Source organism: Pseudomonas sp. FW300-N2A2, from assembly GCF_017351735.1.
Classification (GTDB): domain Bacteria; phylum Pseudomonadota; class Gammaproteobacteria; order Pseudomonadales; family Pseudomonadaceae; genus Aquipseudomonas; species Aquipseudomonas migulae.
The window spans coordinates 99060-114170 of sequence record NZ_JACNDU010000017.1; the positions used below are offsets into that span (position 1 = coordinate 99060).

Sequence of the window (15111 nt, forward strand, 5' to 3'; positions counted from 1 at the left end):
AGCGGACCCAACTTGTAGGAGCGATGCTTGCTCGCGAAAGCGTCAGATCAGTCGACATAAATGTTGAATGTAGAGGCCTCTTCGCGAGCAAGCATCGCTCCTGCAGGTATCCGTTGGTAGCCCATTAATAAAGACAATAGGGGTCGTCATGGATCAACCCAGTGCAAGCCCGCAGCGCAGCTATACCCGTGGTTCTCAGGACAAAGCCTTGTTGGCGATGACCATCGGTCAGGCATTTGATAACACCGTCGCGCAGTATCCGACGGGCGAGGCGCTGGTCGTGCGCCATCAACAGTTGCGCTACACCTGGCAGCAACTGTCCGACGCCGTGGACCTTCATGCCCGGGCGCTGCTCGCGCTGGGGTTGCAGACCGGTGATCGCCTCGGCATCTGGGCGCCGAATTGTGCACAGTGGTGCATCAGCCAGTTCGCCAGCGCGAAGATCGGTGTGATCCTGGTCAACATCAACCCGGCGTATCGCAGCTCGGAACTCGAATACGTGCTGAAGCAGTCAGGCTGCCAGTGGCTGGTCTGCGCGGGCGCGTTCAAGACCTCCAACTACCACGGCATGTTGCAAGGCCTGGTGCCCGAGCTGGCAGAACAATCCATCGGCCAGTTGCAGAGCGAGCGTCTGCCGGACTTGCGCGGCGTGATCAGCCTGGATGCGCAGCCGCCATCAGGTTTTCTGCCGTGGTCGCAACTGAGCGATCTCGCAGCGGGTGTATCCAGCGAGCAGTTACGCGAGCGGGGCGACAGCCTGCATTTCGACCAGGCCGTGAACATCCAGTACACCTCCGGCACCACCGGTTTTCCGAAGGGCGCGACCCTCAGCCACTACAACATTCTCAACAACGGTTACATGGTGGGCGAAAGCCTCGGCCTGACCGCCAATGATCGGCTGGTGATCCCGGTGCCGCTGTATCACTGCTTCGGCATGGTCATGGGCAACCTCGGCTGCATCACCCACGGCAGCACCATGATTTACCCTAACGATGCCTTCGATCCGCTGCTGACCCTGACCACCGTCGCCGAAGAAAAGGCCACCGCACTGTATGGCGTGCCGACCATGTTCATCGCCATGCTCGATCAGCCGCAACGTGCGCAATTCGATCTGTCGAGCCTGCGTACCGGGATCATGGCCGGCGCGACCTGTCCGATCGAAGTGATGCGTCGGGTGATCAGCGAAATGCACATGAACGAAGTGCAGATTGCCTACGGCATGACGGAAACAAGTCCGGTGTCGTTGCAGACCGGTCCTTCAGACGAACTGGAATTGCGCGTCACCACGGTCGGTCGCACCCAACCGCAGCTTGAAAGCAAAATCATCGACGAGGCGGGCAACCTGGTACCTCGCGGCACCATCGGCGAACTCTGCACCCGTGGCTACAGCGTGATGCTCGGCTACTGGAACAACCCGCAAGGCACCGCCGAAGCCATCGATCAGGCCGGCTGGATGCACACCGGTGATCTGGCGAGCATGAATGATGAAGGCTACGTGTGCATTGCCGGACGCAACAAGGACATGATCATCCGTGGCGGTGAGAATATTTACCCGCGGGAACTGGAAGAGTTCTTCTTCACTCACCCGGCCGTGGCGGACGTGCAAGTGATCGGCATCCCGTGTTCGCGTTATGGCGAAGAGATCGTCGCCTGGATCAAATTCCACCCCGGTCACAGTGCCACCGAACAAGAACTGCAAACCTGGTGCAAGGAGCGCATCGCGCACTTCAAGACACCGCGCTACTTCAAGTTTGTGGAAGAGTTTCCGATGACGGTGACCGGCAAGATCCAGAAATTCCGGATGCGCGAGATCAGCATCGAGGAATTGCGCATCAACAAGGCGTGACAAATTTCCCCTTGTGGGAGCCAGCCTGCTGGCGATAGCGGAGTGTCAGTCAACATACCTATGTCTGAACCACCGCAATCGCCAGCAGGCTGGCTCCCACAGGGGCGATGGGGAAAACCTGAATCGCAGAAAGCACAAAGGGGAGCCGAAGCTCCCCTTTAATTTTTCGTTGCGCATGCTCTTTTTTTATTATTGAGGGGCGGTCTGTTTTTGTTTTTGGCAACCGTGACCCTTTACCGCTGTTTTTGTCGATCCCCATCCGGGATCAAGAGCAAACGTATTTTTTTGAGCGCTGATCTACTTTTTCGCTAAGCGATCCAACCAGTTCGGGAGCTACCTGAAGGTAGTTTTATTGTTCTCTGCCCGGTTGCGGGTTACTCCGAAAAGCACCCTGAAAAGCACACCTTCTCCAAAAAAATCTGTTAGCTGCGTCTCTGCCGTGTTGTTCTTGTTATGTCAGAGTCGTTACGTCTTATTTTTATTGGTTTGCTGCTTTTTATTCTTGTTATGCCATAGAGATAGCAGAAGCCGTGCCAACTTTTAAAAACCCTTTAAAATCAATGACTTGAGTTTTTGTGGGATTTTTCGCTCAGGTAAACCCCTACAATTTGTTTCCGTGTTACTCGCTTATCCCCCACGTTCCAGACGCAGCGGTAACACCTGGACACATCAGCGCACTTACTGCGCGCTGCGAGCCTTGGCCACGCGCGAACCGGTGGGGCGCCCCAGCACCGTGCAAATCTGCTGACCGGCGAGAATCAAGGCGTCCAGGTCGATACCTGTTTCGATGCCGAGGCCATTGAGCAGGTAAACCACGTCTTCGGTGGCGACGTTACCGCTGGCGCCTTTGGCGTAGGGGCAGCCGCCGAGGCCGGCGATGGAGCTGTCAAACACCGAGATGCCTTCGAGCAGGCTGGCATAGATGTTGGCCATGGCCTGGCCGTAGGTATCGTGGAAGTGCCCGGCCAGTTTCTCCCGTGGCACGTCGGCCGAAACCACTTCGAACATCTTGCGCGTCGCGCCCGCCGTGCCGGTGCCGATGGTGTCCCCCAGCGAGACTTCGTAGCAGCCCATGGCATAGAGCTCGCGGGCGACCAGGGCAACTTGTTCGGGTTTGACGTGACCTTCATAAGGACAGCCCAGCACACAGGACACGTAACCGCGCACGGTGACGCCGTGCAGCCTGGCGGCTTCCATGATCGGCGCAAAACGCTCCAGGCTTTCGCTGATCGAGCAATTGATGTTGCGCTGGGAAAACGCTTCGGACGCTGCGGCGAACACTGCGACTTCCTTGACCCCGGCGGCGATCGCATCTTCGAAGCCGCGCAGGTTGGGGGCGAGGGCGCCGTAGGTCACGCCCGGTTTGCGCTGGATTTGCGCGAAGACTTCGGCGGATCCGGCCATCTGCGGCACCCATTTGGGTGAAACGAAACTGCCGACTTCTATATAGCCGAGGCCCGCGGCCGTGAGTGCATCGACCAGTTGCACCTTATCGGCAACGCTGATCGGTTGAGCTTCGTTTTGCAGACCGTCGCGAGGGCCGACTTCGACCAGGCGTACGTGGGAAGGAAGGGACATGGGAATCGACCTGTGCTGTCTGTCTGAATGTTCATGGAACCCTGTAGGAGTGAGCCTGCTCGCGATGGCGGACGATCAGTCAACATCCATATTGAATGTCACGCCCTCATCGCGAGCAGGCTCGCTCCTACAGGGGACGGTGTAAACCTATTGAACCACCGGCTGGCTTTTCATCGTTTGTTCCAGCGCCTGGGTGCAGCGCTCCTGTGCGGTGTCCAGTTCCAGCTTCATCTGCTCGATGTCGAGCATCTGCTGCTCCAACTGTTCGCGGCGCTCGGCGATTTTGCTCAGCATGGTTTGCAGCTGTTTCTGATTGCCGCCGGTGGGGTCGTAGAGTTCGATCAGCTCGCGGCATTCGGCGAGTGAGAAGCCAATGCGCTTGCCCCGCAGGATCAGTTTCAGGCTGACCTTGTCACGGGGCGAATAGATGCGTTCCTGGCCGCGTCGCTCGGGGCTGAGCAGGCCTTGCTCTTCATAGAAGCGAATGGCCCGCGTGGTGATGTCGAGCTCGCGGGCGAGGTCGGAAATGCTATAGGTCTGGCTGCTCATGGAAGCGCTCAAAAAAAGGTCATGGCGCTAAGCTAATGGCAGGTTGACGTTTACGTCAAGGGGCGGGTTTTTTCATCGTCATTGCGGGCCTCTTCGCGGGCAAGTCGGATCGCCGCACCGCTCGCTCCTACAGGTACTGTGTAAATCCTGTAGGAGCGAAGCTTGCTCGCGAAGAACGATAACCCGGTGTAATGCCCTACACCTTATCGAGCTTCTTCTCATGCGCCGTCACCTGCTGGCACAACTCGATCATCTGCTCGCGCATCCAGCGGTTGGCCGGGTCCTGGTCAGTGCTTTCGTGCCAATAGAGGTGGGTCTCCACCGGCGGCACATCGTTGACAGGCAGGTTCACCGAGTACAAATCATGGCGGCGGGCGAAGCGCTCCGGCACGGTCATGACCATGTCGGTCTGCTGCAACACCTGCGACGCCATCAGGTAATGCTGGGAGCGCAGGGCAATCTTGCGCTGGATGCCCATCTTGCCCAGCGCCAGGTCGACATGACCCAGACCACTGCGACGGCTGGAAATATGGATGTGCGTCAGTGAGAGATAGTCATCGAGGGTGAATTTCTCCTTGGTCGCCAGCGGATGGCCCTTGCGCATGGCGCACACGTAACGGTCTTCCATCAACTTGACGTGACGCACTTGCGGGTCGGTGTTGAGCGGCGCGTCCACCGCAAAGTCGAGTCGCCCGGCCGCCAGTTCCTTGGTGGTCTCGCGGCGCTTGGACAGAAAGCTTTCGATGATCACCGTTGGCGCCAGGCGGCGCAGGCGCTGGAACAGTGGCGGCAGGATCACCGCTTCGGTGAGGTCGGTCATGCTGATGCGGTACGTCTTGACCGCCTGCAACGGGTTGAAGATGCGGCTTTCCTGCACCGACACCCGCAGCAGCGAGAGGGCGTTGCGCACCGGGCCGATGATGTTTTGCGCCATCGGCGTTGGCACCATGCCTTGGGCCGTACGCACGAACAAAGGATCGTTGAACGTCTCGCGCAGGCGGGCCAGAGCGTTCGAAACAGCCGGTTGAGTAATGCCGACAATCTGTCCGGCGCGGGTCAGGTTGGCTTCGGTGTAGATCGCGTCGAAGACGATGAAAAGGTTGAGGTCGACCTTGCTCAGATTCATTGCGCTGCACTCTTATTGTTGGTTCTCAATCAGCCGATCATATATCGGTGATGAATGTTAATACACGCCGAGAATAGGCTAGGTAAATTTTCGTAGCTGTTCTAGCATCGATTGCATGACCTAAACAACCTCCCCCCAGAAGGTAGCTGCTCATGGATTTCGCTTATTCGCCCAAGGTGCAAGAACTGCGTGAGCGCGTGACCGCGTTCATGGACACCTACGTTTATCCCGCCGAAGCCGTGTTCGAGCGCCAGGTTGCCGAGGGCGACCGCTGGCAGCCGACTGCGATCATGGAAGAACTGAAACTCAAGGCCAAGGCTGAAGGCCTGTGGAATTTGTTTCTGCCTGAGTCCGAACTCGGCGCCGGCCTGACCAACCTCGAATACGCACCATTGGCAGAAATCATGGGCCGCTCGCTGCTGGGGCCTGAGCCATTCAACTGCTCGGCGCCCGACACCGGCAACATGGAAGTGCTGGTGCGCTACGCCAACGAAGAACAGAAGCAACGCTGGCTCGAACCGCTGTTACGCGGCGAGATTCGCTCGGCGTTCGCCATGACCGAACCGGATGTGGCTTCGTCCGACGCCACCAACATGGCCGCCCGCGCCGTGCGTGACGGTGATGAGTGGGTGATCAACGGCAAAAAGTGGTGGACCTCGGGTGCCTGCGATCCACGCTGCAAGATTCTGATCTTCATGGGCCTGAGCAATCCTGATGCGCCACGCCACGCCCAGCACTCGATGATTCTGGTGCCGGTGGATGCACCGGGCGTGAAGATCGTTCGTCCGCTGCCGGTATTCGGTTACGACGACGCGCCTCACGGTCACGCCGAAGTGCTGTTCGAAAACGTCCGGGTGCCGTACGAAAACGTCCTGTTGGGCGAAGGACGCGGCTTCGAAATCGCTCAGGGTCGCCTTGGCCCGGGCCGGATTCACCACTGCATGCGTTCGATCGGCATGGCTGAGCGTGCGCTGGAACTGATGTGCAAACGCTCGGTGAATCGCACCGCATTCGGCAAGCCCCTGGCGCGCCTGGGCGGTAACATCGACAAAATCGCCGACTCGCGGATGGAAATCGACATGGCGCGCCTGCTGACCTTGAAAGCGGCGTACATGATGGACACCGTCGGCAACAAAGTGGCGAAAAGCGAAATCGCGCAGATCAAGGTGGTGGCCCCGAACGTGGCGTTGCGCGTCATCGACCGGGCGATCCAGATCCATGGCGGCGCAGGGGTTTCCAACGACTTCCCGCTGGCCTACATGTATGCGATGCAGCGCACGCTGCGCCTGGCCGATGGCCCGGATGAAGTGCACCGCGCGGCGATCGGCAAGTTCGAGATCGGCAAGTATGTGCCGAAGGAAATGATGCGTAGCAGCCACTGAGTGTCACCCCTCTGTAGGAGCGAGCCTGCTCGCGATGGTCGCCAACGATAACGCGTGTTTATTGGATAAACACGGTGTTCATTAGTCCATCGCGAGCGGGCTCGCTCCTACAGTTGATTGCGTTTCAGTCGACCACTGGCAGTCCGTAAAAAGCCCGCGCACACGCGGTGCTGTGGGCCGCCAGCTCTTCCTCGCTTTCCCCGCGATGCAACGCCACTTCCCGCAACACTTCAGTCAGGTACGCCGGTTCGTTGCGACCATTTTTCGGCTTGGGCCGCAAGCTGCGCGGCAGCAGATACGGTGCATCGCTCTCCAGCATCAACCGCCCGCGTTTGATTTCTTTCACCAACGGATGCAAATGCGTGCCCCGACGCTCGTCGCAGATCCAGCCGGTGATGCCGATGTGCAAGTCCAGGTCGAGGTAGCTGAACAGCGCCTTCTTTTCGCCGGTGAAGCAATGCACCACGGCGGCCGGCAATTGGTCGCGGTAATCGCGCAGGATTTCCAGCAAGCGCTGACTGGCATCACGTTCGTGGAGAAACACCGGCAGTTGCAGATCGACCGCCATCGCCAAGTGTTCTTCGAGGACTTTTTCCTGTTGCGGACGCGGCGAGAAATCGCGATTGAAATCCAGCCCGCATTCACCCACCGCCACTACGTTCGGCTCTTTGAGCAAACTGCGCAGACGCTGGGCGCTGTCGGCGTTCCAGTCGCTGGCTGCGTGAGGGTGAATGCCGGCGGTGGCGAACAGCCGTTGCGCCGTGTCATCCAATTGCCGGCACAGCTCCAGCGCCTGTTCGCTGCCTTCGACATTGGTGCCGGTGAGCACCAATTGGCAGACTCCGGCGGCATAGGCGCGGTCGAGTACAGCCTGGTGTTTGTCGGCAAAACTGGGGTTGGTCAGGTTGACGCCGATATCGATGAGTTGCATGGTGCTACCTCGGACCAAAGGCCGGAAAGCATATCAGAGCTGTAGATTTATAAGAAAAGCCAAGAACTACAACGAGTTAAAGCTGTCTTTTGATGCCGCGAGACAAGCTGGGGTGGTCAGCATGCCATCACTGTGCCAGTCTTTCGCACTTTGCCAGCGCTCAAGGCGCTCTGTTTCTGTCGTTCGATTTCAAACATTTTTTTGAAATTGGCCCAGTATTCTTTCCGGAGAGTGGATGACACGTCCCTCGATTTTGTTACTGCTGTGTGGTTCGTTGCTGCTGCCGATGCCGGCGGTTGCGCGGCTGGCCGGCCCGCTGCAAGCCGTGCCGGCGGCCCAGGTGCGCGACCTGCAGGAAATCCGCAGCAGCCGTGTGCTGAAGGTGCTGGTCAACCAGAGCCGCAACAGCTCCGGCGAAGTCCAGGGCCAGGCCATCGGCGTCGAATACCATCGCTTGCGTGCCTTCGAGCAATACCTCAATGGCCATGCCCGTGACGGTCAGGAAGTGACGCTCAAGATCATTCCCAAAGCCAAGGATCAACTGCTCGGCGCGTTGCAGCGCGGGGAGGGTGATCTGGTTGCGCCGGGCGAGTTGCTCGATCTGCAACCGGGCTACGCCGTCAGCACCAGCGAACCGATTGCCAGCGACATTCCTCTGGTCCTGGTCGGAATCAAGGGCGAGAAACGCTACACCCGCCTCGAGCAACTGTCCGGTAAAACCCTGGCGCTCCCCACCGGCAGCGCCGCCGGGGAGGCGATCAATCAGATCAATCAAAAGCTTGCCTTGCACAAACTGGCACCGGTGAAGATCGAGTGGGTCGATCCGAGCCTGGCGGTCGAAGACGTGCTGGAAATGGTTCAGGGCGGGATTTTTCACCTGACCATCGTCGAGCAGCCGATTGCCGAACGCTGGGGCAAGATCCTGCCCAAGTTGCGCTTCGATCGGCAGGTGCTGATCAGCGAGCCGGGGGAAGAGTTCTGGTTCGTACGTCGCGATGCCTCGATGCTGCGGGCGAGCATCGATCGCTTCCTGATCGGGTACAAAAAGCCTTCGGATCAGGACGCGGCGTTCCTGCGCATCTATCGTCGTCTCTATCAAGTTCATTACCCACTGGCCAAGACTGATCGCCAGCGCCTGGAAAAACTCAGACCGGTATTGCAGAAACACGCCGATGCCCAAGGCATGGATTGGTTGAATCTGGCGGCATTGGCCTTCAAGGAGTCCGCGCTGCAACCCAGCGCACGAAGCGGCGGTGGCCCTACTGGCCTGATGCAGATCACTCCGTCCGCTGCCCAGCGGGTAGGGGTCAACAACATTCAGGACCTCGATGCCAATGTGCAGGCCGGGGCCAAATACCTGGCGATGATCCGCCGCAAGTTTTTTGCCAGCCCCAAACTCAACGAGCGTGAGCGCATGGCGTTCGTGCTGGCGGCTTACAACATCGGGCCGGAGCGGGTTCAGGGCATGCGCGCCGAGGCGCGTCGGCGAGGCTTGAATCCCAATCAATGGTTCTTCCAGGTCGAGCGCATCGCCATGGAGCAGGTGGGAATGGGGCCTGTCAGCTATGTTAATAGCGTGAACAAGTATTACTTGGCGTTCGATCGGGAGCGGGAGTCGTTGGAGCCCCAGGGGCAGAAAGTAGCCTTAAGGAAGTGATCGAATAAACTGATTGTTATGGCGAAAAATTTGCGCTTTTAGCATTTAATTTATTGATTAATATAGCGGCCAACCAACACACAAACACACAATGGATGACACAGCATGAGCTCACTGATCAACAAGGTACTGTTTACCCGCGCTGGCTACGGCCTGACTGTCCTGCGGATCTTCGTCGGCATCATCTTCGCTGCCCACGGCTCGCAGAAACTCTTCGGCGCTTTCGGCGGCTACGGTCTGGCGGGCACCGCGCAGTACATGGAAAGCATCGGCCTGGCACCGGGTTACCTGATGGCCACGTTGGCCGGTGGTACCGAGTTCTTCGCCGGTCTGGCCTTGATCATCGGCTTGCTGGTCCGCCCGGCGGCACTTGGCCTGACGTTCCTGTCGCTGGTCGCGATTTTCAGCGTGCATATCAGCAACGGTCTGTTCATGGCCAACAACGGTTATGAATTCGCCCTGGCCCTGCTGGGTGGCAGCATCGCGGTGCTGTTCGAAGGCGCCGGCAAGCTGTCGGTTGATCGTGCCATCGCTGGCTGATCGCTCTGGCTCAACGAAAAGGCCCGCATTGCGCGGGCCTTTTTTGTTGTGCGTCATTCTTGACACTGTCCGGTCAGCTTCTCTAGGATGCTGCCATGCGCCGATTTAAACAGCTACTTGCGGGGCGCCAGGTGACTCATTCAGTTGCCGATAGAAGCTTGAAACAGGCTTCGAAATACCGCTAAAGCGCTGGTTCGGTGTTGCCTCTCACCTGCCATGCAGACTTTTGAGGCAGAGACACGACACGATGAATGCACTAAACCCCGTTGTACGCCCCGCGCCGATCACGGCACATCTGACCCAGCGCAATCCAAAAATCCTGCTTGGCGGCAAACATCAGCCGACGCTCCTGCGTTACCTCGATGGTTGGCCACGTCGTACCGGTGGGCCCGCAGCTTTCCTGATCCAGTTCGTCGAAGACGGTGAGTCACTGGCGCGTTTTGCCAGCGACAGTTTCGACCTGGCGGTGATTCAGTCGCCCGCCCTCGAAGACGCGCCAGAGATGATCAGGCAACTGACCCGCGTCGCCCGGCAAGGGCTGATCACCCGCCGTTAAGGCTTATGGGTAATCAATCGCCACGATATACACGCACTGTTCGCCGGTAGGCGTCTGGACCCGAACTTCGGCGTCCAGTGCCTTGCCGATCAGGGCGCGTGCCAGCGGTGAGTCGATGCTGATCAGGCCCAGTTTCAAGTCCAGTTCATCCGGCCCGACGATGCGGTAGCGCGACTCCTTGCCGTCCTCGTCTTCGATGGTGACCCAGGCCCCGAAGTAGACCTTGTTCGGATCGCTGGGTTTTTCGCTGACCACCTTGAGCGCTTCCAGGCGCTTGGTGAGAAAGCGCACGCGACTGTCGATTTCGCGCAGCATCTTTTTGCCGTAGGTGTATTCGGCGTTCTCGGAGCGATCACCCTGCGCCGCGGCCTCGCTGACCGATTGCGTGACCTGCGGTCGGCGCACATGCCAGAGTTCATGGAACTCGGCCCGCATCCGCGCTTCACCTTCAGGGGTGATCAGCGCGGTGCCAGCGGTGCGGGGAGGGCGATAACGGCTCATGGCAACTTCTTGTGGTTGAGAAGGGTTGAGTCTATCAACCCTCGCGCAAGACTGTCAGGGGGCTGGCGTTCAAGGCACGTCGGGTGCCAAACACGCCGGCACCGCCGATCAGCAAGGCGCCGATCAGTGGCAACACCAACAGCCACGGATGCGGGTGCCACGGCAAGTCGAAGGCGTAACGGTACAGCACCAGGCTTACCAGCTCCGAGCCCAGTGCCGCCAGCAACCCGCTGACCGCGCCAAGCAGGCCGAACTCGATCCGTCGGGCCTTGACCAGCAACTGGCGCTCGGCCCCCAGTGCCCGCAACAATGCGCCCTGGCGAATGCGTTCATCCAGCGTGGCTTGCAGGCCCGAGAACAACACCGCCATCCCCGCCGCCAACACAAACAACAACACGTACTCCACCGCCAGGGTGACCTGGGCGAGGATGCTGCGCAGCTGCGCCAGCAAGGCTTCGACTTGCAGAATGGTCACCGCCGGGAAGGCGCGGGACAGGTCGACGATCTGCTGGTCGTGGCCCGCCGCCAGATAGAAACTGGTCAGGTAGGTCGCTGGCAGATCCTTCAATGTGCCGGGCTGGAAAATCATGAAGAAGTTCGGCTGGAAGTTGTCCCAGTTGATCTCCCGCAGGCTGGTGACCTTCGCTTCGCGATTGACCCCGCCGACAGTAAAGACCAAGTGATCGCCGAGCTTGAGCTTCAGGCTCTCGGCGACTTTGCCTTCCACCGACACGCCGGGAACGTCGTCCGGCGCCTGATCGCCCCACCAGTTGCCGGCGGTGAGATTGTTGCCGGCCGGCAGGTCTGCCGCCCAGGTGAGGCTGAGGTCGCGCTGAATCGCCCGATCACCGGCCGAGTCCTTGCTGACGATGTCCTGCACCGGTTCGCCATTGATGCTGATCAATCGCCCCGGCACCACCGGGTACAACGGCGCCGATTGTGCCGACAGTTCGATCAGGCGATCGGTGAATGCCTGTTTTTCCGCCGGCAGGATGTTCAGCGCGAAGTAATTCGGCGCGTTTTTCGGCAACTGGTTTTGCCAGGTGTCCAGCAATTCGCCGCGCAGCAAAGCGATCAGCGCCATGGACAGCAGGATCAGACCGAAGGCCAGCGATTGGCCGGCTGCTGCCAGTGGATGACGCAGCAGTTGACCCAGGCCGAGACGCCACGGCAACGAAGCGCGCGCGAGCATCCGGCGCAGGCTCTTCAGTAGCAGCAACAGCAGGCCGCCCAGCACCAGCGCCGCGATCACGCCGCCGCCGAGCAGGGCGAAGGTCAGTACCAAATCCAGGCTCAGGCGCCACATGATCAGCCCGAGAGCGCCCAGTGCAGCGCCGTAGACCATCCAGGTGCTGGAAGGAATCGGCAGCATGTCGCGACGTAATACGCGCAGAGGTGGGACCCGACCCAACGCAGCCAGTGGCGGCAAGGCAAAACCGGCCAGCGCCACCAGTCCGGTGCCGATCCCGGCGATGGCCGGAAGCAGGCCGCCCGGTGGAACATCGGCCGGCAACAAATCATGCAGCAGCGCGAACAACCCGAGTTGCGCCAGCCAGCCGAGCAAGGCGCCGCTGATGCTGGCCAACAGTCCGAGAACCGTCAGCTGCAAACTGAACAGCACCATGGTTTCCCGACGGGACAGCCCGAGACAGCGCAACAGTGCACTGGCATCGAAGCGGCGGGTGGCGAAGCGCGTCGCCGACAGCGCCACCGCGACACCGGACAACAGCACCGCGACCAGACTCGCCATGTTCAAGTAGCGCTCGGCTTTGCCGAGTGCGCCGCCGATCTGCCGGTTGCCATCGCGGGCGTCTTGAATGCGTTGATTGGCGGCGAGGCCGGGTTTGATCAATTGACGGTAGGTTTCCAGCGCTTCGGCCTTGCCGCGCCAGAGTTCGCGGTAGCTGACGCGGCTGCCGGGCTGCACCACGCCGGTCGCCGCGAGATCGCTGAGGTTGATCAGCACCCGTGGCGTCAGGCTGTAGAAGTTGCCGGCGCGATCCGGTTCATAGGTCAGTACACGCGCAAGTTTCAGGGTGCGCATGCCGACGTCGATGCTGTCGCCGATCTTCAAGTCCAGCGCGGTCAGCAGTCGCGCTTCAACCCAGGCTTCGCCGGGTTTCGGTCCGCCTCCGGATTCTTCCGCAGCGAAGGGCGCGGCGGCGCTTTTCAGCTCGCCGCGCAGTGGATAGACGTCGTCGGCGGCCTTGATGCTGGACAGCTGAATGCCATTGTCGGTGGCGATTACGCTGGAGAACTCCACCACCTGCGCATGTTCGAGGCCCAGATCCGCGCCGCTTTTGATCTGTTCGGGTCGCGCCGGCGAACTGCCTTCGAGCAGCAGGTCGGCGCCGAGAAACTCGGTGGCGCGCAGCATCATGGCGCCATTCAGGCGGGCGCCGAAGTAACCGATGGCGGTACTCGCCGCCACCGCTACCAGCAAAGCGAAGAACAACACCCGCAGCTCACCGGCGCGGGCGTCGCGCAGCAGTTGGCGGATGGCGAGACTGAACAGGCGCAACAGCGGCAGGCGTGCCATCAAGGCTCCAGAGGGGCGACCAGCAGGCCGGCTTCAAGGCGGATCAGGCGCCGGCAACGATGTGCCAGGCGTTCATCGTGGGTCACCAGCACCAGGGTCGTGCCGCGTTCCTTGTTCAGTTCGAACAACAGATCGCTGATGCGCTCGCCGGTGTGGCTGTCGAGGTTGCCGGTGGGTTCGTCGGCGAACAGCACGTCGGGCTCGGCGGCAAACGCACGGGCAATCGCCACACGTTGCTGCTCGCCACCGGAGAGCTGGCGGGGCGAGTGGGTCAGGCGCTGGCCCAGACCGACCCGTTGCAGCAATTCGGTGGCGCGCTCACGGGCGTCTTTGCGGCCATCGAGTTCCAGCGGCAGCATGACGTTTTCCAGGGCGTTGAGGCTGTCGAGCAGCTGGAATGATTGAAAGACAAAACCGACGTGTTCGGCGCGAATGCGTGCGCGTTGGTCTTCATCGAGATTGCTCAGGCCCTGGCCTGCGAGGGTGACTTCACCGCTGCTCGGCAAGTCGAGGCCGGCGAGCAGACCGAGGAGGGTGGATTTTCCCGAGCCGGACGCGCCAACGATGGCCAGGCTGTCGCCCTTGTTCAGTTCCAGGCTGAGTTCGTGCAGGATAGTCAGATCACCTTCCGCGCTGGGAACCACTTTGCTGAGGTCCTTCGCGGTGAGAATGCTTGCGCCCATGGAGAATCCGATGCGAGTGTGGTTTTTGAGTGCTGGCCTGGCCTTGATGTGCATGGCCCAGAACGCAGCGGCGGGTACTGTCCTGATCGTTGGCGATAGTATCAGCGCCGGTTTCGGACTGGATACCCGCGAGGGGTGGGTGTCGCTGCTTGAGCAACGGCTCAAGCGCGAAGGTTTCGACGATAAGGTGGTCAATGCGTCCATCAGCGGCGACACCAGCGCCGGAGGCCGGGCGCGCCTGCCTGCGCTGCTTGCAGAGCATAAACCGGAGTTGGTGATCCTCGAGTTGGGCGGCAATGACGGGCTGCGCGGAATGCTGCCAACACAATTGCAACAAAACCTTGCAGCGATGATCAACAGCTCCAAGGCCAGTGGCGCCAAAGTGCTACTACTCGGCATGCAACTGCCACCCAACTACGGTGCGCGCTACAACAAGGTCTTCGCTGAGGCTTTCAGCAACGTCGCCGCCGAGAAAAAAATCCCGCTGGTGCCGTTTTTCCTCGAGGGCGTGGGCGGGCATCCTGAGCTGATGCAGTCAGACGGCCTGCACCCGGCTGCGGGCGCTCAGGACAAGTTGCTGGAAAATGTCTGGCCGACACTGAAACCGCTGCTTTGACGCTTTTCTAGCGGCGGTGTTTCGGCTAAGGTGGCGCCCCCGATTTGGAGCCCCCGATGCCGCGTCCCGCCTGGTCACTTTTTGCCTATCAACTGATCGAGCCTGACGAACAGCTGGATCTGTTCGCCTGCCAGGAAGTGCGGGTACATCTGGTGACCCGTCAGCTGGAGCTGGGCGGCTCGGCCGATCGCACCTTGTGCGGAAGTCTGCTGCCCGCGCAGCCGCGCTGGTCGAGCGTTGATCGACGGGTGTTCCAGGACCAGCGGCTGTGTTCGTTGTGCCGGGCCATTCTGGAGTCGCAAAAGCGCGGTACTTCGCCGATCTGGCCGGAGCTGCGGTTCGAGCTTTGATGGCTTGATGTGGGGTTGGGTTGGGTTGGGTTGGGGGCATATCCGTTTTTGCGGTAACGGCCACTGACGGTTTCGCTTTTACAGCGAGTCACTTTCGAAAAGCGCGAAAGTAACCAAAGCGCTTTTGCCCCTTTCGTTCGGTGCCTCGCTAATGCTCGGCATGCCCTCGCTCCGGTCCTGCTCCGTGGGCCCGCCGCGATCGGCCATCCTTGGCCGTGCGCGGCTAACCCGGCATGGATGCCGGGTTAGCCGCCCCC

Annotated in this window: 15 protein-coding genes; 7 read left to right on the forward strand and 8 right to left on the reverse strand. The window is 60.3% G+C overall.

The window, feature by feature from the left end; genetic code table 11:
* Positions 1-148: 148 nt before the first annotated feature.
* Positions 149-1846: an AMP-binding protein gene (locus tag J4E42_RS20115; RefSeq protein WP_207285994.1), complete on the forward strand. Its 1698-nt coding sequence runs from the start codon at positions 149-151 to the stop codon at positions 1844-1846.
* Positions 1847-1904: 58 nt separating this feature from the next.
* On the opposite strand, the gene J4E42_RS20120 is transcribed toward J4E42_RS20115, so the two are convergent.
* The 4 genes from J4E42_RS20120 to J4E42_RS20135 form a co-directional block, all read right to left on the reverse strand.
* Complete coding sequence (locus J4E42_RS20120) at positions 1905-2105, reverse strand: hypothetical protein (RefSeq protein WP_032832611.1); 201 nt, start codon at positions 2103-2105, stop codon at positions 1905-1907.
* Between the two features lie 419 nt (positions 2106-2524).
* Positions 2525-3424: a hydroxymethylglutaryl-CoA lyase gene (locus J4E42_RS20125; RefSeq protein WP_008041198.1), complete on the reverse strand. Its 900-nt coding sequence runs from the start codon at positions 3422-3424 to the stop codon at positions 2525-2527.
* Positions 3425-3571: 147 nt separating this feature from the next.
* Positions 3572-3973, reverse strand: a complete 402-nt coding sequence (locus J4E42_RS20130; RefSeq protein ID WP_192229215.1) for a MerR family DNA-binding transcriptional regulator — start codon at positions 3971-3973, stop codon at positions 3572-3574.
* A gap of 196 nt (positions 3974-4169) precedes the next feature.
* Positions 4170-5099, reverse strand: a complete 930-nt coding sequence (locus J4E42_RS20135; protein ID WP_008031887.1) for a LysR family transcriptional regulator — start codon at positions 5097-5099, stop codon at positions 4170-4172.
* A gap of 152 nt (positions 5100-5251) precedes the next feature.
* On the opposite strand from J4E42_RS20135, the gene J4E42_RS20140 reads away from it, so the two are divergent.
* Complete coding sequence (locus J4E42_RS20140) at positions 5252-6481, forward strand: acyl-CoA dehydrogenase (protein ID WP_008031886.1); 1230 nt, start codon at positions 5252-5254, stop codon at positions 6479-6481.
* Positions 6482-6605: 124 nt separating this feature from the next.
* Here the strand turns inward: J4E42_RS20140 and J4E42_RS20145 are convergent, their stop codons facing one another.
* Positions 6606-7412, reverse strand: a complete 807-nt coding sequence (locus J4E42_RS20145; protein ID WP_207285995.1) for a TatD family hydrolase — start codon at positions 7410-7412, stop codon at positions 6606-6608.
* Between the two features lie 235 nt (positions 7413-7647).
* Between J4E42_RS20145 and J4E42_RS20150 the strand changes: the two genes are divergently transcribed.
* From J4E42_RS20150 to J4E42_RS20160, 3 genes are all read left to right on the forward strand, one after another.
* Positions 7648-9069: a transglycosylase SLT domain-containing protein gene (locus J4E42_RS20150; RefSeq protein WP_207285996.1), complete on the forward strand. Its 1422-nt coding sequence runs from the start codon at positions 7648-7650 to the stop codon at positions 9067-9069.
* 105 nt (positions 9070-9174) lie between these two features.
* On the forward strand, positions 9175-9609 hold the full coding sequence (locus J4E42_RS20155; RefSeq protein WP_008031879.1) for a DoxX family protein: 435 nt from the start codon (positions 9175-9177) through the stop codon (positions 9607-9609).
* Positions 9610-9856: 247 nt separating this feature from the next.
* Positions 9857-10165 carry a hypothetical protein gene (locus J4E42_RS20160; RefSeq protein WP_008031878.1) on the forward strand — a complete coding sequence of 103 codons (309 nt, stop codon included), beginning with the start codon at positions 9857-9859 and terminating at the stop codon, positions 10163-10165.
* A 3-nt stretch (positions 10166-10168) separates the two neighbouring features.
* Here J4E42_RS20160 and greB read toward each other — a convergent pair whose 3' ends face one another.
* Genes greB through J4E42_RS20175 form a run of 3 tightly spaced genes read right to left on the reverse strand, consistent with a single transcriptional unit; the run spans position 10169 to position 13888 of the window.
* On the reverse strand, positions 10169-10666 hold the full coding sequence (gene greB, locus J4E42_RS20165) for a transcription elongation factor GreB (protein WP_008031876.1): 498 nt from the start codon (positions 10664-10666) through the stop codon (positions 10169-10171).
* 34 nt (positions 10667-10700) lie between these two features.
* A complete protein-coding gene (locus J4E42_RS20170; RefSeq protein ID WP_207285997.1) occupies positions 10701-13205 on the reverse strand; it encodes an ABC transporter permease in 2505 nt (834 codons plus the stop codon).
* The gene (locus J4E42_RS20175) at positions 13205-13888 is read right to left on the reverse strand and encodes an ABC transporter ATP-binding protein (protein ID WP_008041184.1); all 684 of its coding nucleotides are present in this window, start codon (positions 13886-13888) and stop codon (positions 13205-13207) included. The genes J4E42_RS20170 and J4E42_RS20175 overlap by 1 nt, the downstream gene beginning before the upstream one ends.
* A 10-nt stretch (positions 13889-13898) precedes the next feature.
* On the opposite strand from J4E42_RS20175, the gene J4E42_RS20180 reads away from it, so the two are divergent.
* Together J4E42_RS20180 and J4E42_RS20185 are read left to right on the forward strand one after the other, a co-directional pair.
* Positions 13899-14504 (forward strand): arylesterase, encoded by a 606-nt coding sequence (locus J4E42_RS20180; RefSeq protein ID WP_008041183.1) that lies wholly within the window; start codon positions 13899-13901, stop codon positions 14502-14504.
* Between the two features lie 56 nt (positions 14505-14560).
* On the forward strand, positions 14561-14854 hold the full coding sequence (locus J4E42_RS20185; protein ID WP_003226812.1) for a hypothetical protein: 294 nt from the start codon (positions 14561-14563) through the stop codon (positions 14852-14854).
* Positions 14855-15111: the final 257 nt, after the last annotated feature.